The sequence below is a fragment of the Ruegeria sp. SCP10 genome, assembly GCF_040329495.1.
Classification (GTDB): domain Bacteria; phylum Pseudomonadota; class Alphaproteobacteria; order Rhodobacterales; family Rhodobacteraceae; genus Ruegeria.
In genome coordinates, this window is sequence record NZ_JBDZYF010000008.1 from 1 (window position 1) to 18,211 (window position 18,211).

The 18,211-nt window shown below is 59.3% G+C and carries 14 protein-coding genes; 7 read left to right on the plus strand and 7 right to left on the minus strand.

Going from position 1 to position 18,211, the window contains the following annotated elements; all coding sequences use genetic code 11:
• Nucleotides 1-169 precede the first annotated feature (169 nt).
• Nucleotides 170-2,452, minus strand: coding sequence for an adenosylcobalamin-dependent ribonucleoside-diphosphate reductase (locus ABLN87_RS15580; RefSeq protein ID WP_353011711.1), 2,283 nt, complete (start codon nt 2,450-2,452; stop codon nt 170-172).
• A 134-nt stretch (nt 2,453-2,586) separates the two neighbouring features.
• On the opposite strand from ABLN87_RS15580, the gene ABLN87_RS15585 reads away from it, so the two are divergent.
• Nucleotides 2,587-3,018, plus strand: a complete 432-nt coding sequence (locus ABLN87_RS15585; RefSeq protein WP_353011712.1) for a DUF1489 family protein — start codon at nt 2,587-2,589, stop codon at nt 3,016-3,018.
• On the opposite strand, the gene hisG is transcribed toward ABLN87_RS15585, so the two are convergent.
• Genes hisG through hisS form a run of 3 tightly spaced genes read right to left on the minus strand, consistent with a single transcriptional unit; the run spans nt 3,019 to nt 6,284 of the window.
• The gene (gene hisG, locus ABLN87_RS15590) at nt 3,019-3,708 is read right to left on the minus strand and encodes an ATP phosphoribosyltransferase (RefSeq protein WP_353011714.1); all 690 of its coding nucleotides are present in this window, start codon (nt 3,706-3,708) and stop codon (nt 3,019-3,021) included.
• Nucleotides 3,705-4,793: an ATP phosphoribosyltransferase regulatory subunit gene (locus tag ABLN87_RS15595; RefSeq protein WP_353011716.1), complete on the minus strand. Its 1,089-nt coding sequence runs from the start codon at nt 4,791-4,793 to the stop codon at nt 3,705-3,707. Before ABLN87_RS15595 ends, hisG begins: the two co-directional genes overlap by 4 nt.
• Before the next feature lie 3 nt (nt 4,794-4,796).
• A complete protein-coding gene (hisS, locus tag ABLN87_RS15600) occupies nt 4,797-6,284 on the minus strand; it encodes a histidine--tRNA ligase (RefSeq protein WP_353011718.1) in 1,488 nt (495 codons plus the stop codon).
• A gap of 125 nt (nt 6,285-6,409) precedes the next feature.
• Here hisS and ABLN87_RS15605 point away from each other — a divergent pair, with 125 nt between their 5' ends.
• On the plus strand, nt 6,410-6,604 hold the full coding sequence (locus ABLN87_RS15605; RefSeq protein ID WP_170536130.1) for a SlyX family protein: 195 nt from the start codon (nt 6,410-6,412) through the stop codon (nt 6,602-6,604).
• A gap of 77 nt (nt 6,605-6,681) precedes the next feature.
• Complete coding sequence (locus ABLN87_RS15610) at nt 6,682-7,440, plus strand: SDR family NAD(P)-dependent oxidoreductase (protein ID WP_353011720.1); 759 nt, start codon at nt 6,682-6,684, stop codon at nt 7,438-7,440.
• 16 nt (nt 7,441-7,456) lie between these two features.
• Here ABLN87_RS15610 and ABLN87_RS15615 read toward each other — a convergent pair whose 3' ends face one another.
• The 3 genes from ABLN87_RS15615 to dnaE form a co-directional block, all read right to left on the minus strand.
• The gene (locus tag ABLN87_RS15615; RefSeq protein ID WP_353011722.1) at nt 7,457-7,768 is read right to left on the minus strand and encodes a hypothetical protein; all 312 of its coding nucleotides are present in this window, start codon (nt 7,766-7,768) and stop codon (nt 7,457-7,459) included.
• Nucleotides 7,769-7,830: 62 nt separating this feature from the next.
• Nucleotides 7,831-8,046, minus strand: a complete 216-nt coding sequence (locus ABLN87_RS15620; protein WP_353011724.1) for a hypothetical protein — start codon at nt 8,044-8,046, stop codon at nt 7,831-7,833.
• Between the two features lie 83 nt (nt 8,047-8,129).
• Nucleotides 8,130-11,630, minus strand: coding sequence for a DNA polymerase III subunit alpha (dnaE, locus tag ABLN87_RS15625; RefSeq protein WP_353011726.1), 3,501 nt, complete (start codon nt 11,628-11,630; stop codon nt 8,130-8,132).
• A 343-nt stretch (nt 11,631-11,973) separates the two neighbouring features.
• On the opposite strand from dnaE, the gene xdhA reads away from it, so the two are divergent.
• Genes xdhA through ABLN87_RS15645 form a run of 4 tightly spaced genes read left to right on the plus strand, consistent with a single transcriptional unit; the run spans nt 11,974 to nt 18,183 of the window.
• The gene (gene xdhA, locus ABLN87_RS15630; protein ID WP_353011728.1) at nt 11,974-13,335 is read left to right on the plus strand and encodes a xanthine dehydrogenase small subunit; all 1,362 of its coding nucleotides are present in this window, start codon (nt 11,974-11,976) and stop codon (nt 13,333-13,335) included.
• Nucleotides 13,332-15,734, plus strand: a complete 2,403-nt coding sequence (xdhB, locus tag ABLN87_RS15635; protein WP_353011729.1) for a xanthine dehydrogenase molybdopterin binding subunit — start codon at nt 13,332-13,334, stop codon at nt 15,732-15,734. The genes xdhA and xdhB overlap by 4 nt, the downstream gene beginning before the upstream one ends.
• Entirely contained in the window at nt 15,734-16,669 is a 936-nt protein-coding gene (gene xdhC / locus ABLN87_RS15640) for a xanthine dehydrogenase accessory protein XdhC (RefSeq protein WP_353011731.1), read from the plus strand. The genes xdhB and xdhC overlap by 1 nt, the downstream gene beginning before the upstream one ends.
• Entirely contained in the window at nt 16,666-18,183 is a 1,518-nt protein-coding gene (locus tag ABLN87_RS15645) for an ABC transporter ATP-binding protein (protein WP_353011733.1), read from the plus strand. Before xdhC ends, ABLN87_RS15645 begins: the two co-directional genes overlap by 4 nt.
• Nucleotides 18,184-18,211: the final 28 nt, after the last annotated feature.

The following is an 18,211-nucleotide window of genomic DNA, read 5'->3' on the forward strand; positions in this document are numbered from 1 at the left end:
ACACAGTGCACTGGGCTATCGCCCGCCAGCACCTGAAACCATCATCCCAATGGATTACAGGCCGATGATGCACTAACAATCAGGTTGGACCAGTCAGATGAGGCTGCTCAGGTGACCATAATGGCCGTGTCACCTGACGCACCACAAAAATGGTTAGCTTCTGCACAGCCTATCCGCATTTGGAATGCCCGCAACTCCTGCAGGTCATGCACCCCTCAATCATCACCATGTCAAACTGCCCGCAAGAAGGGCAAGCCTTGCCGCGCGGGGCGTCCATATTGACAACCTGCGCCTGAGGGTCGGATTTCAGCCCCATCCCCTCGCCTTCCAGAAAGCCGATATTGACCATGTGCTGTTCGATGACACCGCCAATGGCGGCCAAAATCGAAGGGATATACTTGCCTTTCACCCAGGCCCCGCCACGGGGATCGAAGACGGCCTTTAGCTCTTCCACAACGAATGACACATCCCCGCCTCGGCGGAACACGGCTGAGATCATTCGAGTCAGGGCAAGGGTCCAGGCGTAATGCTCCATATTCTTCGAGTTGATGAACACCTCAAACGGCCGGCGACGGCCGGCGATTACGATGTCGTTGATCGTCAGATAGATCGCGTGTTCGCTGTCCGGCCATTTCAGCTTGTAGGTCGACCCCTCCAAAGATTGCGGGCGGTCCAGCGGCTCGGACATGTAAATCACATCGCCACCATCCACCTCATGCGGTGCGCTGGCGCTTTCACCCGGTGCAGTGTCTTCGCTCTCGGAAACGGTCAGAACCGACCCTGTCACGTCGTTGGGTCGATAGGTGGTGCAGCCTTTGCAACCCTGATCCCAGGCCTGCATGTAGACGTCCTTGAAGGCGTCAAAGCTGATATCTTCCGGGCAGTTGATCGTCTTGGAGATTGAACTGTCGATCCATTTCTGCGCCGCCGCCTGCATTTTCACATGATCAGACGGCGACAGAGTCTGTGCGTTGACGAAGTAATCCGGCAGTTCGGTATCACCAAACTTGTCGCGCCACATTTGGACGGCATAATCCACCACTTCTTCCTCGGTACGCGAGCCATCTTTCTGCAGCACCTTCCGGGTGTAGGCATAGGCAAAGACCGGTTCGATCCCTGACGACACGTTGCCAGCATAGAGAGAAATCGTCCCCGTCGGCGCGATCGAGGTCAGCAGCGCGTTTCGGATTCCGTGTTCGCGGATCGCATCCCGCACATCCTCGTCCATCTGCTGCATCGTGCCACTGGCCAGATACTTCTCGGCATCGAACAGCGGGAACGCCCCTTTTTCCTTCGCCAAGTCGACCGACGCCAGATACGCGGCGCGGGCGATGCTGTGCAACCAGCGTTCGGTCTGACGCGCCGCCTCGTCCGAGCCATAGCGCAGGCCCAGCATCAACAGCGCATCGGCCAGCCCGGTGACGCCCAATCCGATACGGCGTTTATCCTGCGCTTCGGCCTCTTGTTCGACCAGAGGAAATTTGGATGCGTCTACCACGTTGTCCATCATGCGGACAGCGGTGGCGACCAACTCTTGCAGAGCTGCTTCATCCAGATGCGCCGCCTCCTCAAACGGCTCCGCCACCAATCGGGCCAAATTGATCGAACCCAACAGGCACGCACCATAGGGTGGCAGTGGCTGTTCACCACAGGGGTTGGTTGCCGCGATGGTTTCAACATAGCTGAGGTTATTGGCCTGATTGATCCGGTCGATGAAGATCACGCCGGGCTCGGCATAGTCATATGTGGCCTGCATGATCTTGTTCCACAGATCACGCGCTTGCACGGTATGATAGACCTTGCCATCGAACACCAGCTCCCATGGTCCATCGGCCTTGACGGCTTCCATAAAGGGATCAGTCACCAGCACGGACATGTTGAACATGCGCAAGCGCGCGGGGTCAGATTTGGCGGTGATGAACTGTTCGATATCCGGGTGATCGCAGCGCATGGTGGCCATCATCGCCCCGCGGCGCGAGCCTGCAGACATGATGGTCCGACACATAGCATCCCAGACATCCATGAATGACAGAGGGCCAGAGGCATCCGCAGCCACCCCGTGTACATCCGCACCACGCGGGCGAATGGTCGAGAAATCATAGCCGATCCCACCACCCTGCTGCATTGTCAGGGCCGCCTCTCTCAGCATGTCGAAGATACCGCCCATGCTGTCCGGGATCGTGCCCATGACAAAGCAGTTGAACAGGGTCACCTGACGCGCGGTGCCTGCCCCGGCAGTAATGCGACCGGCGGGCAGATATTTGAAATCCTCCAGCGCCTCGTAGAACTTACCTTCCCACTGCGCCGGGTCTTTTTCCACCCGCGCCAGATCGCGGGCGATGCGCCGCCAGCTGTCTTCGACCGTCTGATCGATGGGCGTGCCATCCGCTTGTCTAAAGCGGTATTTCATATCCCAGATTTGCTCGGCGATGGGGGCGGCAAAGCGGCTCATTGGTGATTCCTACTTAGCTAAGAGGCATACAAGATAGACCATTTTCATCACAAAGCGCTACCATAACTTGATGATTTGGGTGGTTAACCCTACCATCTTAACGAATTCCATCTGGATGACTCGGTGGGCAAATTGTGGATAAGTATGTAAATCTCATAAAACTTTCGGTTGGCTCTGAGAGCGTGGACACGTTGCAGGCTTGGCAGGACAGTCGCAAACCGCTGTACGAGGACGGCTGCCCGCGCCATGTCACTCGTATGTGGCCCAAGCGCGAAGCCGAGATTCTGAACGGCGGCTCCATCTACTGGGTCATCAAGGGTGTCGTCCAATGCCGCCAACGTATCCTGCGGCTGGACGAGGTGCGCGGCGAGGATGGTATCCGTCGCTGCGCCATCGTGCTGGACCCCGAGGTACATCGCACCCAAAACGCCCTGAAACGCCCGTTTCAAGGGTGGCGTTATCTCAAACCCGAAGACACACCCGCTGACCTGCCCAAAAACCGCGTGCAGGAGGACGCCCTGCCCGACGATCTGAACCGTGCGCTCGCTGAAATCGGCGTTCTGTAGCTACTGCAACCGCTCGAGCAATTCGCTCAGAACCGCTTTGTCGGCCGCATCAAGCTTGGCCACCCGGCTGCGCCACAACGTCGCCTGCGATTGCAAGATCAGCCCATCCGACAGAACCTTGAGGTGGTTGGCACGCAGTGTTTCTCCGGTGGAGGTGATATCGGCGATTGCTTCAGCTGTTTCGTTCATCACCGTGCCTTCGGTCGCGCCCTGGCTATCGACCAGAGTGTAATCCGCAACACCCGCATCGGTCAGAAACTCGCGCACCAGCCGGTGAAATTTAGTGGCAATCCGCAGCCGGTGGCCATGCACTTTGCGGAATGCGGCTGCCGCCGCGTCCAGATCGTCCAGCGTATCCACATCGACCCAGCACGCCGGGGTCGCAATGATCAGATCAGCTCGGCCAAAGCCAAGCGCTGAGACCTCGGCAACCTGCTGTTCCCAGCGCGGCAGCTTTTCTTGCACCAGATCGTTGCCGGTCACACCCAGATGAATGCGCCCCGAGGCGAGTTCACGCGGAATTTCCCCGGCCGAGAGCAGGATCAGCGAAACCCCTTCGATGCCGCTTACTGTCCCGGCATACTCCCGATCCGATCCGCTGCGCGACAGGGTAATGCCGCGCTTTTCGAACCACGAGAATGTCTTGTCCATCAACCGGCCCTTCGAGGGCACGCCCAGCTTCACACTCATTGCGTGGCCTCCTCGATTTCCAGCATCAGGTCGGGTCGGATCACGCCACCAATGGCTGGAATTTCAGACCCGTCACCCAATAGCCGTGTCAGCGCGTCATAGCGCCCGCCCGTGGCAATCGGCGGCAGATCAGGTCGGCCCTCGGCATAGAAGCCAAAAACAAACCCATCGTAGTATTCCATCGAGGTCCGGCCATAGGATGCCTCGAAATCCAACCGGTCGACATCCACGCCGCGCGCCTGCAACGCTGCTATACGCTCCTCAAGTCGGTCCAGCGCCGGGGTGATCTGCGGCAGATCGACCGCCACATCCCGCAGCTGTTCCAGCGCAAAGGGCATCGTCTCGCGTACATTCAACAGGGTCTCCAGCCCGACCAACTCATTGTCAGCAATGGGCGGCGCAATGCGATCCTCGCGCAGGGCTTCGATCCGTTCGACAATCTCTGGCGCTCGGCGCTTGCCGATCATCGGAAAATCGAACGACAGCGGGTCAGTGGAATCCAGCAGAGCATCGCGCGCTTCAGACCCAGACTTGCGACCTGCGTACCGATCCAACAGAGTACGGAACCGGCGCGGCCGCCACAGATGGCGCATCAACGCCGCCTTTCGGCGGTCTGTTGTACGTAACCCTTCGACGGCGGCAATTAGAATTCCAATATCCCCTGTTGCTGCGCGCAGAGGCAGCCCGCGCAATTGCAAAGCGATGAGCGAAAACACCTCGGCATCCGCCCCCGCCGGATCGTCGCGGTCAAACACCTCATAGCCGACCTGAATATACTCATTAGATCGGTCCGGATCATGCTCCTGACGGCGAAAGACATCTCCGGAATAGGTATACCGCGCAGGTTCAGCGCCATCACGCATGTGCATTTGCACCACCGGCAAGGTAAAATCCGGGCGCAGCATCTGTTCGCCCCGCAGCGCATCCGAAGTGACGTAAGCGCGTCCGCGAATATCCTCACCATAAAGGTCCAGCAACGTATCTGCCGATTGCAACAGCGGCGTATCTACCACCTGAGCACCCGCAGCCTCGAACCGGACACGCATCATCGCTGCGCGGGCCTGTATCTGGGAACGGTTGGGCATGGTTCAGTCCTGACTGTCCAGAATTTCACGCACCTTGGCGACCAGATCAGTACGCGGCACTTCGAACTGGCTGGGCCGTTCTTTCCATTCCTCAAGCGTGGCGCTTTCGGCGATTTTGGCGCCCAGGATCAGGTCCTTGATCTGGACGATCCCGCTGGCCTTTTCGTCGCCGCCTTCGATCACTGCAATCGGAGAGTTCCGCTTGTCCGCATATTTTAACTGGTTGCCGAAATTCTTGGGATTGCCCAGATAAACTTCAGCCCGGATACCCGCGTTGCGCAGTTCGGCGACCATTGACTGATAGTCGGCCATGCGGTCGCGATCCATGACTGTGACGACCACCGGACCTTTGGCCTGCGCGCTCAGGCGGCCTTTTTCACGCAGGGCGGCCAGCAGTCGATCAACACCGATGGAGATACCAGTCGCAGGCACTTCCTGCCCGGTGAACCGCTTGACCAGATCGTCATAGCGCCCGCCGCCCGCGACCGATCCGAACTGCCGCTTGCGGCCTTTCTCGTCGAAAATCTCAAAGGTCAGTTCTGCCTCGTAAACCGGACCGGTGTAGTAGCCGAGACCACGCACAACCGACGGATCAATCTCGATCCGCTCCGAACCGTAGCCACCTGCATCCAGCAACGATCCGATCTGTTCCAGTTCGGCAATACCGTCTGCACCGATCTTGCTGTCGCCAACAGCGGCGCGCAAGTTGGCCAGCGTACCGGACGTATCCGCAGCTTTGGACGTAAGGAAGGCAATGACCGGCTCAGCCTGATCTTCGCTGAGACCTACACCATCAATAAACGCACCAGAGGCATCTAGTCGCCCTTTGGTCAGCAGCTCGCGGACGCCGGCCTCCCCCACCTTGTCGAACTTGTCGATAGTGCGCAGGACATTGTCGCGGGCGGTAACATCTTCGCCCAATCCCATCGCCTCCAGCACACCGTTCAGCACCTTGCGATTGTTCACGCGCACCAGATAGTCGCCACGTGGGATGCCGACCTCTTCCAACGTATCCGACAGCATCGCACAGATCTCGGCGTCGGCAGCCATCGAGGCGGTGCCGACTGTATCTGCATCGCACTGATAGAACTGACGATACCGCCCCGGCCCGGGCTTTTCATTCCGCCAAACCGGACCCATCGCATAGCGGCGATAGGGCGTGGGCAGGTCGTTGCGGTGCTGCGCGTAGACGCGGGCCAAAGGCGCGGTCAGGTCATAGCGCAGGGCCATCCAATCGCCGTTGCCGCCCTCATCAAATTCCTGCCACGCAAAGACACCCTCATTCGGGCGATCCACATCCGGAAGAAACTTGCCCAGCGCCTCAACCGTCTCAACCGCGCTGCTCTCCAAGGCGTCGAACCCGTAACGATGATACACGCCCGCAATCGTCCGCAGCATCTCGGTGCGCTGCGTGACTTCCTCGCCGAAATAGTCACGGAACCCTTTTGGCGTTACGGCCTTGGGGCGGGGCTGTTTCTTGGGCTTGGCCATTTGGGGCGTCCTTGGGGCATAGTGTTCCGCGCGCGGTCTATCTCATGGTCCGCATCGGGGCAAGGCGGGGTTTCTCTGGCATTGGGTCTTACGGAGGGCTATGACCAACCCAGAAGGAGACCCCAATGCAGCATCTGGAAGAACAGATCGCCCATCTGTCGCGCACGGTTGAGGAGTTGAATACGGTTGTCACCCGGCAGCAAAGCGAGATCGACCGCCTGACCAGACGGGTTGAGATGCTGTTACAGCGCGAGGCGGAACGAGCACAGGAAGGCTCGGGCGGGGTCGTGTTCGGCGATGAACGGCCCCCGCATTATTGACCCTTGATTGAGCGTCAAACAGTGCGCTTGCCCACATCCCAATGAACCCGCCGCGCTTCACTGACAGGAGAGATCCCATGGCACAGAAACTCGCGTTGGTAACGGGTGCCGCACGCGGCATCGGTCTGGCAACCACCAAACTGTTTCTGGCGGACGGGTGGAAGGTCGCGATGATCGATCGGGACGCAGAAACACTGACCCAGGCAGCCAATGAGCTTGATGATGCCCTACCCATTGTTGCCGATGTTTCGGAACCGGAACAGGTGGACGGCATGACAAAGGCCGTCTTACACGAATTCGGTCGAATAGACGCCGTGGTGAACAATGCCGGGGTTGCGGATTTCGGACCGATCGAACAACACGGCTTTGAGATGTGGCGCCGGGTTATGGAAACAAATCTGGACGGGGTCTTTTTGGTGTCTCAGGCCGCGATACCCGCACTGAAAGAAAGTCGAGGCGCAATCGTCAACATCGCGTCAATCTCGGGCCTGCGGGCCAGCACCCTGCGCGTTGCTTACGGAACCTCAAAGGCCGGCGTGATCCATCTGACCAAGCAGCAAGCCGCTGAATTGGGCGAATATGGCATTCGCGCCAACTGCGTCTGTCCCGGTCCGGTCCGCACCAAGCTTGCCATGGCCGTTCACACGCCCGAAATCATCGCTGCCTATCATGACGCCATACCACTGAACCGCTACGGCTCGGAAGACGAGATCGCGCAGGTGATCTTTTTCCTATGCTCAGACAGAGCCAGCTATGTGACAGGTCAAGTGATTGCATCAGATGGTGGTTTCGATAGTACAGGCGTGGGCCTGCCTGCCTTGCGGACTCCCGACTGAGTAACCAACCCTAGGATCACAACCCCAACGTCGTCTTCACCGCATTATCGACCACGCCGCCTAACAAGGCATCCTTATCCTCGGCACAGCCCTTTCTCAAAGCTGCGATGAACGTCTCTCGCAGCTGGGCTTTATCCTCATCCGAACCGGCGTGATCGTTGATATCGATCTGACGGTTATAGATCGACAGAGCTGTCATCTTTTCGACGATCCCATAGATAAACGTCTCATCGCCATCAGCCTCTTCCACCACAGTGGCGCAGGTGTGATACATCAGAGGCAGCGCATCCTGCACCATCTGTTCAGCGGCTTCATCAGCAAGGGTCATGCCCGGCAGAGCTAAGATTAAGCTGGCCAATACGGGTTTAAACGGGTTCACTCGCATGGCTCTCATTTCCAGTTATGCCCAATGAAGGCCCCGGCCACGCCACCAATCGCGGCGCCCTTGCCGTCGCCCAAAAGCGCGCCAACGCCCGCGCCGATCAAAGCGCCTTCGATGGTGTTCTTTTTCTTCTTCTTGTCATCCGCCACTGCCGCCGAAACCAGCGCCAGCGACGCCACAACTGCCAGTGCAAGTGATCGAATCATCAGGCCTGAAACCGCCATAAGGATACCCTCCTGCATAACTCCAAAATCAATCTGCAATTCAGCCTAGCGGGGTGGGTCTTCCCTGGCAACAAAAGCCAGGGTCAGAATTCCTCGACTGACATCACGCCTTCCAGGGATTTGATCGCGCCTTTGATCTGTGGATTGATCGGGAAAACCTGCCCCAAGTCCATTTCAACTTCGCCTGGCAGGCCAGGATCCAGCAGGCACAGCTGAATTGGCCCCTTCGCGGCCCCTTTGGCTGCGCTTGCTGCATCCTCAAGAACTTTGGCGACGGTGGGCAGCACCTGAGGCTGATCCACGAAGATACGCAACCCGGTTGCACCGGCATCGGCCACGACGGAATCCACGGGCCCGACAGACCTGCCAAGCAGCTTCAACTGATCGGCCTCCATCGTCGCTTCGGCTGTCAGCACCACTTGCGCCCCGGTTTCCAGAAACTCGCGGCATTTTTCCAGCGTGTCTGAAAACAGCGTAACCTCGTAGGCTCCGGTTGGATCGGAGAGCTGAGCAAAGGCAAAGCGATTGCCGCGCGCAGATTTCCGTTCCTGTCGCCCGGCGACAACACCAGCCATTTTAGCGATCAACGGCCCCGAGCGCGCTTTTTCCATCACCTCATCCAAGGTCAGTACCTGCTTGCGTTTCAATGCTGGCATGTAGTCATCCAGCGGATGACCCGACAAGTAGAAGCCAATCGCCTTGAACTCTTCACTCAGACGTTCGGCAGGCAACCAATCCGGCGTCGGGGACAGGCGCGGTTCGGGCAGGTCATCCCCCGCCTCGCCAAACAACGACACCTGGTTCGAGTTCTTCTGTTCGTGGATCGCCGCAGAATACTGCACCAACGGATCCAGGCTTTCGAATACACGACGACGGTTCTTATCAAGCTCATCGAAGGCCCCGGCCCGCGCCAGCATTTCAAGCGGGCGTTTGCCAACCCGTTTCAAATCGACCCTGCGGGCAAAATCGAACAGGTTCACGAACGGTCTCTCGCCTCGTCCTTCGACCACCAGGTTCATCGCCTCGACGCCCACGTTTTTTAACGCGCCCAACGCATACACCAGTTGCCCATCCACAACATCGAAGGTCGCCTGAGACCGGTTCACGCAGGGCGGCACATAAGGTAGTTCCAACCCCTTGCGGACCTCTTCGAAATAGACGGCCAGTTTATCGGTCAGATGGATATCGCAGTTCATGACACCGGCCATGAACTCAACCGGATGGTTCGCCTTCAGCCAGCCGGTCTGATAGCTGACCACCGCATAGGCGGCCGCGTGGGATTTGTTGAAGCCATAGTTGGCAAACTTGTCCAGAAGGTTCCAAACCTCGGTCGCCTTGGCCTCATCCACGTTATTCTCGGCGGCACCTTTGAGGAACTTGGGTCGCTCAGCGTCCATCGCCTCCTGAATTTTCTTGCCCATGGCACGGCGCAGCAGGTCTGCGCCACCAAGGCTGTAGCCCGCCATTTCCTGCGCGATCTGCATCACCTGTTCCTGGTAGACGATGATGCCTTGGGTTTCGTCCAGGATATGATCAATCGACGGGTGCAGCGTGTCCCGTTCGCTGAGTTTGTTCTTGACCTCACAGAACTTGGGGATGTTCTCCATCGGGCCAGGGCGATACAGCGCGACAAGGGCGATGATGTCTTCTATACAGTCCGGTTTCATCCGCTTCAGCGCGTCCATCATGCCCGAGGATTCCACCTGGAACACCGCCACCGTCTTGGCTGCGGAATAGAGCTTGTACGTCGCCTCATCATCCAGCGGGATCGCGTTGATCTGGTTAACAGCTCCTTCTGCTGGTTCGTACAACTCCGTACCATCCGGCGCGATGTGCAAATCCCGCCCGGATTTGAAGATCAAATCCATCGCGTTCTGGATCACGGTCAGGGTTTTCAGACCCAAGAAGTCGAACTTCACCAGCCCGGCCTGTTCCACCCATTTCATGTTGAATTGAGTCGCAGGCATGTCCGAGCGCGGGTCCTGATAGAGCGGCACCAGCGCATCCAGTGGCCGGTCGCCAATCACCACCCCCGCTGCGTGGGTCGAGGCATTGCGCAAAAGCCCTTCGACCTGTTGGCCGTAATTTAGCAGGCGGTCCACAACCTCCTCGCTGCGCGCCTCTTCGCGCAAGCGCGGTTCGTCCTTCAGGGCCTTTTCGATGGAGACGGGTTTCACACCTTCGACCGGGATCATCTTGGACAGCCGGTCGACCTGCCCATAAGGCATCTGCAAAACCCGCCCGATGTCACGTACGGCAGCTTTCGACAGCAGCGCACCGAAGGTGATGATCTGCCCCACCTTGTCGCGGCCATATTTCTGCTGCACGTATCGGATCACCTCCTCCCGGCGGTCCATGCAGAAGTCGATATCGAAATCGGGCATCGACACCCGTTCCGGGTTCAGGAATCGTTCGAACAGCAGCGAATAGCGCAGAGGATCAAGGTCCGTAATCGTTAGTGCATAAGCCACGAGCGATCCCGCACCCGAGCCCCGGCCCGGCCCCACCGGAATATCCTGGTCCTTGGCCCATTGGATGAAATCCGCCACGATTAGGAAGTAGCCCGGAAAGCCCATGCCTTCGATGATGTCCAGCTCGAAATCCAGCCTCTTCTGATAATCCTCAGGCGTCACCGCATGAGGGATTACGGCCAAACGTTTCCGCAGACCCTCATTCGCAATACGTCGCAGTTCAGCCACTTCATCATCCGCGAATTTCGGCAGGATCGGATCGCGGCGATACGCCATGAAGGCGCAGCGCTTTGCGATCTCGACCGTGTTCTGGATGGCCTCAGGAAGGTCGGCAAACAAGGTCGCCATCTCCTGCTGCGACTTGAAATAGTGCTGCGCTGTCAGGCGGCGGCGGCCCTCTTGCTGATCAACATAAGCGCCCTCAGCGATACAGATCAGTGCGTCATGCGCCTCATACATGTCCGAGGTCGGGAAGTAGACATCGTTGGTGGCAACAAGTGGTAGGTTCTTGGCGTAGGCCATTTCCACATGACCACGTTCGGTCAGGCGTTCGGCCTCAGGCTGGCCATCTTCGCCCGGATGGCGCTGAAGTTCGATGTACAAGCGGCCGGGGAAAATACCCGCAAGCCGGTCCACCAGGGCCTCGGCGGCCGGGCGTTGCCCCTGCTGCAGCAAGATGCCCACAGGCCCATCCGGCCCGCCGGTCAGGCAAATCAAGCCATCCGACCGTTCGGACAGTTCGTCCAGCGTAACCTGCGGCAGTTGCCCCCCCTTGTCGACATAAAGGCACGAGCTCAGCTTCATTAGGTTCTCATACCCGACCTCGGACTGTGCCAGCAGCACCAGCGGCGCAGGCGCCTTGGGCTTTTCCCCCGGTTGCGCTTGAACATAGGTCAGATCGACCTGACAGCCCATGATAGGCTGTATGCCCGCGCCACTGGCCGTGACCGAAAACTCCAAAGCCGAGAACATGGAATTGGTGTCGGTCACCGCAACCGCGGGCATCTCTGCCTTCTCACAAAGCCCCGGCAGCTTTTTGAGCCGCACAGCGCCTTCCAGCAGGGAATATTCAGTGTGGACACGGAGGTGAATGAATCGAGGAGAACTGCTCATGACCGCTACGCTATCGCAGCCAGCCGTCACGCAAAAGCCGGAACCGACGCTTTGGCATGCCTAAAAAATCAGCGCGGATTATTCGGATTTTCCAGAAGGTGCTTCGGGAACAGCACCATCCGCCTTGCAGAAAACACTTTAATTTCAAATAGCTGAACAATACTGAAAATGGGCATTTTCACATTGTCCGAGTGCAATGGTACATCATATAGGCAGTTTTTCTTGCCAGATAAGCCGCGCTGTTTCTAACATCAGACGGCAAGCTACTCGCCCGCCACTCTTTCTACGTCGCATCGAAGGAGGGCCGAACGGGCGCAACCGGGTAACGCGACGGGTTTCTCGTATGACGATCACGTTTCTTCTGAACGGAGAGACAGTGGAACTGGCGGATGTCGATCCGACAGCCACCCTGCTGGACTGGCTGCGCGAGGATCGCGGCCTGACCGGCACCAAAGAGGGCTGCAACGAAGGCGATTGCGGCGCCTGCACCGTCATGGTGACGGATGCGGATGGCCACAAGGCGCTCAACTCCTGCATTCTGTTCCTGCCCCAGTTGCACGGCAAAGCGGTCCGCACCGTCGAAGGTGCCAGCGGGCCGAACGGCGAGACGCATCCCGTGCAACAGGCGATGGTCGATCTGCATGGCTCGCAATGCGGTTTCTGCACGCCCGGCTTCGTGATGTCGATGGTCGCAAGCCATGCCAATGGTGCCACGGATCATGACACACAACTGGCCGGAAACCTTTGCCGCTGCACCGGCTATGCGCCAATTATCCGCGCAGCGAAAGCCGCCGAGCAGCAGCCTGTACCGGTCTGGGTCAAAGACAAACCCATTGCAACACCAGCCGCGTCGCCGTCGCTGCCCGCATCGTCCGACGAACTGGCGGCTGTCTATGCCGAGAACCCTGATGCCACTCTGGTTGCAGGCGCTACCGATGTTGGCCTCTGGGTGACCAAGCAACTGCGCAATCTGGACCCGGTGATCTTTCTCAGCCGCTGCGACGACCTGAAACAGATCACCTTCACCGATGACGAAATCCGTTTCGGTGCCATGGTCGATATGAACCGCATGGGTGACGCGCTTTCCGACATCCACCCCTCTTACGCCGAGATGATCCGGCGCTATGCCAGCCTTCAGGTGCGTCATGCGGCCACCGTCGGCGGCAATATCGCCAATGGCTCACCCATCGGAGACAACCCGCCCGCCCTGATGGCCTTGGGCGCGACCCTGCATTTGCGCAAGGGCGGCGAACGGCGCTCGATCCCACTTGAGGATTTCTTCATCGACTACGGCAAGCAAGACCGCGCCCCTGCCGAGTTCATTGAGGCCGTCAGCTTCCCGCGTCAACCAGATCGGCTGAAGGCATACAAACTCAGCAAACGGTTCGATCAGGATATCTCGGCCGTGTGCGGGTGTTTCAATGTAACCGTTTCAGAGGGCACCGTCACCGAAGCACGGATCGCATTTGGTGGCATGGCTGGCACTCCGAAACGAGCAACCCGTGTCGAGGCCGCACTCATTGGCAAACCTTGGACGCGCGAGACGATTTACGCCGCGCTGCCTGTATTTGCCGAAGATTATTCACCACTCACGGACATGCGTGCCTCGGCAACCTATCGTCTGGAAGCTGCCAAAGCGATGCTTGAGAGATATTTCCTTGAGGATCAGGGCGAAGTGACCAACGTGTTGGAGGTGTCGGCATGAGCGTGACCAAACCCCTCCCTCATGACGCGGCCCCTTTGCATGTGGCCGGTGTTGCGCGCTATGTGGATGACATCCCAACACCCAAGGGCACGCTATATCTGGCGTTCGGACTCAGCCCAATTGCCAAAGGCGCGATCACAGCAATGGACCTGTCGGCGGTGAAAGAGGCTGAGGGCGTTGTCATGGTGATGACAGCCGAAGACCTGCCCTTCGCAAATGATGTCTCTCCCTCGATCCATGATGAACCGCTGCTGTCGGATGGAACAGTGCACTACATCGGTCAGCCGGTGTTTCTGGTTGTCGCCACCAGCCATCTCGCCGCCCGCAAAGCCGCGCGGCTGGGCAAAATCGATTATGCCGAAGACACCCCGATCCTGACCGTTGAAGAGGCGCTGGCGGCTGACAGCCGTTTCGAGGATGGCCCCCGCATCTACGCCAAGGGCGACGCCGACGCCGCCATCGCTAGTGCGCCCCATATCATCGAAGGAAGCTTCGAGCTTGGCGGGCAGGAGCATTTCTACCTCGAAGGTCAGGCGGCACTTGCCGTGCCCAATGAAGGCGCGGATATGCTGGTCCACAGTTCCACCCAGCATCCAACCGAGATTCAGCACAAGGTGGCCGATGCACTGGGCGTTCCCATGCACGCGGTCCGGGTTGAGACCCGCCGGATGGGCGGAGGGTTCGGCGGCAAGGAAAGCCAAGGAAACGCTCTGGCCGTGGCTTGTGCTATCGCCGCGCGCTCCACCGGCAAGGCCTGCAAGATGCGCTATGACCGCGATGACGACATGATCATCACCGGCAAGCGCCACGCCTTCCGGATTTCCTACAAAGCCGGGTTTGACGAAAACGGCCACATACAAGGTGTCTCGTTCCTACACCACGCGATTTGCGGCTGGGCGCAGGACCTGTCTCTGCCTGTCGCGGACCGCGCGATGCTGCATTCGGACAACGCTTACCTGCTGCCCAATGCTCGGATCGAGAGCCACCGGCTGAAAACCAACACCCAATCCGCCACCGCCTATCGTGGGTTCGGAGGCCCACAGGGTATGGTCGGGATCGAACGCGTGATGGACCATGCCGCGCATACGCTGGGTCTGGACCCGGTCGAGTTGCGCCGCCGCAACTACTACGAACCCGCCCACGAGATCGCTGAGGCTGCACCGACAGAGAAACCATTAGGTCACCCTGACCCGCACGAAGACCTGACAAGCCGGGGCGCAGTGGAGATGGGCGAGGCGCCCGTGCGCCCTCTGCCCGCAGGCGGCAACACCACGCCCTACGGCATGGAGGTCAGCGATTTCGAACTGCATGGCATGACCGAAGCTCTGCTGAAATCCAGCGACTATGCCGCGCGCAAGGCAGCCATCGAAAAATGGAACACCGAGAACAGTGTGATCAAGAAGGGCATCGCCTTCTCTCCAGTCAAGTTCGGGATTTCCTTCACGCTGACGCACCTCAATCAGGCTGGTGCTTTGGTGCATGTGTATCAAGATGGCTCGGTCCACCTGAACCATGGCGGTACCGAGATGGGGCAAGGATTGTTCCAGAAGGTCGCGCAGGTCGCTGCGTCGCGCTTTGGCATCCCGCTGGAGATGGTCAAGATCACCGCAACTGATACGGCCAAAGTGCCCAATACCTCGGCCACAGCGGCGTCTTCGGGCAGTGACCTGAACGGCATGGCGGTCAAAGCCGCCTGCGACACCATCCGCGACCGCATGGCCGACTATCTGGCCGAGCGTCATCAGGCCGACCCGTCAATTGTTGCTTTCTCGGACGGTCACGTCTCGGTCGGTTCGGAACGCTATACCTTCGCCGAAGCCGCTGCGCTGGCTTATCAGGGGCGCATCAGCCTGTCGGCAACGGGTTTCTACAAAACGCCAAAGATCGAATGGGATCGGATCGTAGGCCGAGGGCGTCCGTTCTTTTACTTCGCCTATGGGGCCTCGGTGACCGAGGTGGCCGTGGACACCCTAACTGGCGAAAACCGCATCTTGCGCACTGATATCCTGCATGATGCAGGGGCCTCGCTGAACCCGGCGCTCGATATTGGACAGGTCGAAGGCGGCTATGTGCAAGGCGCAGGCTGGCTGACGACCGAAGAACTGGTTTGGGATGGCAAGGGCAACCTGCGCACACACGCGCCCTCGACCTACAAGATCCCCGCCTGCTCGGACCGACCTGATATCTTCAACGTCGCGCTATGGGATGGCGAGAACCGCGAGGACACGATCTATCGCTCGAAGGCGGTGGGTGAGCCGCCCTTCATGCTGGGCATATCGGCCTGGTTGGCCCTGTCGAATGCGGTCGCAGCCTGTGGCGACAACTATCCGGCGCTGGATGCTCCCGCCACAGCCGAGGAAGTCTGGCGCGGCGTTCAGCGGGTGAAAGGAGGCATCTGATGGGGTTTGACTTGGAGGCTTTGAGGGAGGCGGTCAAAACCCATGGAAAAGTGACTCGGGTGGTCATCGCTGCGATCAAGGGCTCGTCCCCACGCGAGGTCGGAGCCGCGATGTTGGTCTGGCGGGATGGCCAGAGCGGAACGATCGGCGGCGGTACGTTGGAGTTTCAGGCTGCAGATGCCGCGCGATCCCAATCCGTCCCCGCCCGTCTGACCCATCACGCGCTTGGCCCCGACATGGGCCAATGCTGCGGCGGTGCAGTTTCACTGTTCAGCGAGGTCTTTGATCTCAAGGCATCTGATGCACTCGACGACACGGTCATAGCGCGATCCGCTTCGGAAGACGAAATGCCCCTGTCCGTGAAACGGCTGCTGGCGACTGCGCGCGGTCAGGGGATTGCCCCCGAACCGCAACTGATCGACGGTTGGATGGTTGAACCCGTTCACAAACCCACGCGGGACCTTTGGATCTGGGGTGCTGGTCATGTAGGCCGAGCACTGGTGGATGTTCTGTCCCCTCTGCCCGACATCGCGATCACCTGGGTCGATACCGGACCCGAGCGCTTCCCGGCCTCGGTCCCAGCAGGTGTCACCAAAGTTCCAGCGGCCAAACCAGCCGAGCTGGTTCGCCATGCGCCGCCCAATGCCGAGCATCTTGTGCTTACATATTCACACAATCTGGATTTAGAGCTGTGCAACCGGCTGCTTTCGCATGATTTCCGCTTTGCGGGGCTGATCGGCTCGGCTACGAAATGGGCGCGATTCCGGTCGCGGCTGGCAGTTCTTGGGCATTCGCCTGAACAGATCAGCCGGATCACCTGTCCAATCGGCGATCCCGCTCTGGGCAAACACCCGCAAATGATCGCCGTTGGCGTCGCCGCGCAGCTTCTGCGTCCGGCCCGGCAGACTGAGTTGAAGAAGGACCTGAGCGCGTGACCACTCCACTCTTAAGCCTGCAAGGGCTGACCAAGGCCTATCCCGGCGTCGTGGCCAATGATAAGGTGTCGTTCGACATCGGCGAAGGCGAAGTACATGCGCTTTTGGGCGAAAACGGCGCGGGGAAATCCACGCTGGTCAAGATGATCTATGGGCTGGTGAAACCAGACAGCGGCACCATGATGCTGCGCGGCCAACCCTTCGCCCCAGCGGAACCCCGCGCGGCGCGGGCGGATGGGATTGCGATGGTGTTCCAGCACTTCTCACTTTTCGATGCGCTGAACGTGGCTGAGAATATTGCGTTGGGGATGGAAAACCCGCCGCCCATGGGCGATCTGGCATCGCGTATCCGGGAGGTGTCTGAAACTTACGGCTTGCCTTTGGACCCGTACCGCACGGTCGGTGATCTGTCCGCCGGTGAGCGTCAGCGGGTCGAGATCATCCGCTGCCTGCTGCAGGACCCCAAGCTGCTGATCATGGACGAACCAACCAGCGTGCTGACCCCGCAAGAGGTTGAAATCCTGTTTGAGACGCTGAACAAATTGCGGTCTGAGGGCACCTCGATCCTCTATATCTCGCATAAGCTCGAAGAGATCCGCACGCTGTGTGACCACGCCACAATTCTGCGTTTGGGCAAGAATGTGGGGGAATGCGTGCCTGCCGAGACTTCGGCCCGCGACATGGCCGAGATGATGGTGGGATCAACTTTGCAAACCCCGGAACGGTCGGGCCGCGCCTTCGGCGAGGTTGCGTTGGATGTCAGCGGTCTGTCGGTGCCTTCCCCTTCGGAATTCGGAACCGCTCTGAAGAACGTCCATATGACCGTCCGCAAAGGCGAGGTTCTGGGGATCGGTGGCGTCGCTGGGAATGGGCAGGATGAATTGCTGGGCGTGTTGTCTGGTGAAATCCAAACTGCCGCTGATGCGATCAAGTTCAACGGCCAACCGATTGGCAAGCTGGGCCCCACCGCGCGCCGCAAGCTGGGCGTACTGACCGCGCCCGAGGAACGGCTGGGTCATGCCGCCGCACCCGATATGAGCCTGACCGAGAACGCTCTGCTCACGGGATCGGTCAGGGAGGGGCTGGAAAACAACGGTTTTCTGAAATGGGCCGATACCAAAAGCTTTGCCGAGAAAATCATCAGCGCGTTCGATGTGCGCACGCCGGGGCCCGAAAACGCCGCGCGGTCGCTGTCGGGCGGAAACCTGCAGAAATTTGTGATCGGCCGTGAGGTGCTGCAAAACCCGGATGTACTGGTGGTGAACCAGCCCACATGGGGTGTGGATGCGGCGGCGGCGGCGTCGATCCGGCAGGCCATTTTGGACCTGGCGGCCAAAGGAACTGCGGTCATATGCATCAGCCAGGATTTGGATGAGCTGATGGAAATCTCAGACAGCTTTGCCGCGTTGAACGAAGGCCGCCTGAGCGCGCCGCGCGAGACCACGGGCCTGACGGTCGACGAGATCGGCCTAATGATGGGCGGCGCGCATGGCATGGAGGTGGCCCATGTGTGATCAGAAATCCGCCTTCGGCAAAAGAGAC

Coding starts and splice junctions, on each gene's coding strand:
- ABLN87_RS15580 (WP_353011711.1), bottom strand. CDS start 2,452: ATGAGCCGCTTTGCCGCCCCCATCGCCGAGCAAATCTGGGATATGAAA.
- hisG (WP_353011714.1), bottom strand. CDS start 3,708: ATGAGTGTGAAGCTGGGCGTGCCCTCGAAGGGCCGGTTGATGGACAAG.
- ABLN87_RS15595 (WP_353011716.1), bottom strand. CDS start 4,793: ATGCCCAACCGTTCCCAGATACAGGCCCGCGCAGCGATGATGCGTGTC.
- hisS (WP_353011718.1), bottom strand. CDS start 6,284: ATGGCCAAGCCCAAGAAACAGCCCCGCCCCAAGGCCGTAACGCCAAAA.
- ABLN87_RS15605 (WP_170536130.1), top strand. CDS start 6,410: ATGCAGCATCTGGAAGAACAGATCGCCCATCTGTCGCGCACGGTTGAG.
- ABLN87_RS15610 (WP_353011720.1), top strand. CDS start 6,682: ATGGCACAGAAACTCGCGTTGGTAACGGGTGCCGCACGCGGCATCGGT.
- ABLN87_RS15615 (WP_353011722.1), bottom strand. CDS start 7,768: ATGACCCTTGCTGATGAAGCCGCTGAACAGATGGTGCAGGATGCGCTG.
- ABLN87_RS15620 (WP_353011724.1), bottom strand. CDS start 8,046: ATGGCGGTTTCAGGCCTGATGATTCGATCACTTGCACTGGCAGTTGTG.
- dnaE (WP_353011726.1), bottom strand. CDS start 11,630: ATGAGCAGTTCTCCTCGATTCATTCACCTCCGTGTCCACACTGAATAT.
- xdhA (WP_353011728.1), top strand. CDS start 11,974: ATGACGATCACGTTTCTTCTGAACGGAGAGACAGTGGAACTGGCGGAT.
- xdhB (WP_353011729.1), top strand. CDS start 13,332: ATGAGCGTGACCAAACCCCTCCCTCATGACGCGGCCCCTTTGCATGTG.
- xdhC (WP_353011731.1), top strand. CDS start 15,734: ATGGGGTTTGACTTGGAGGCTTTGAGGGAGGCGGTCAAAACCCATGGA.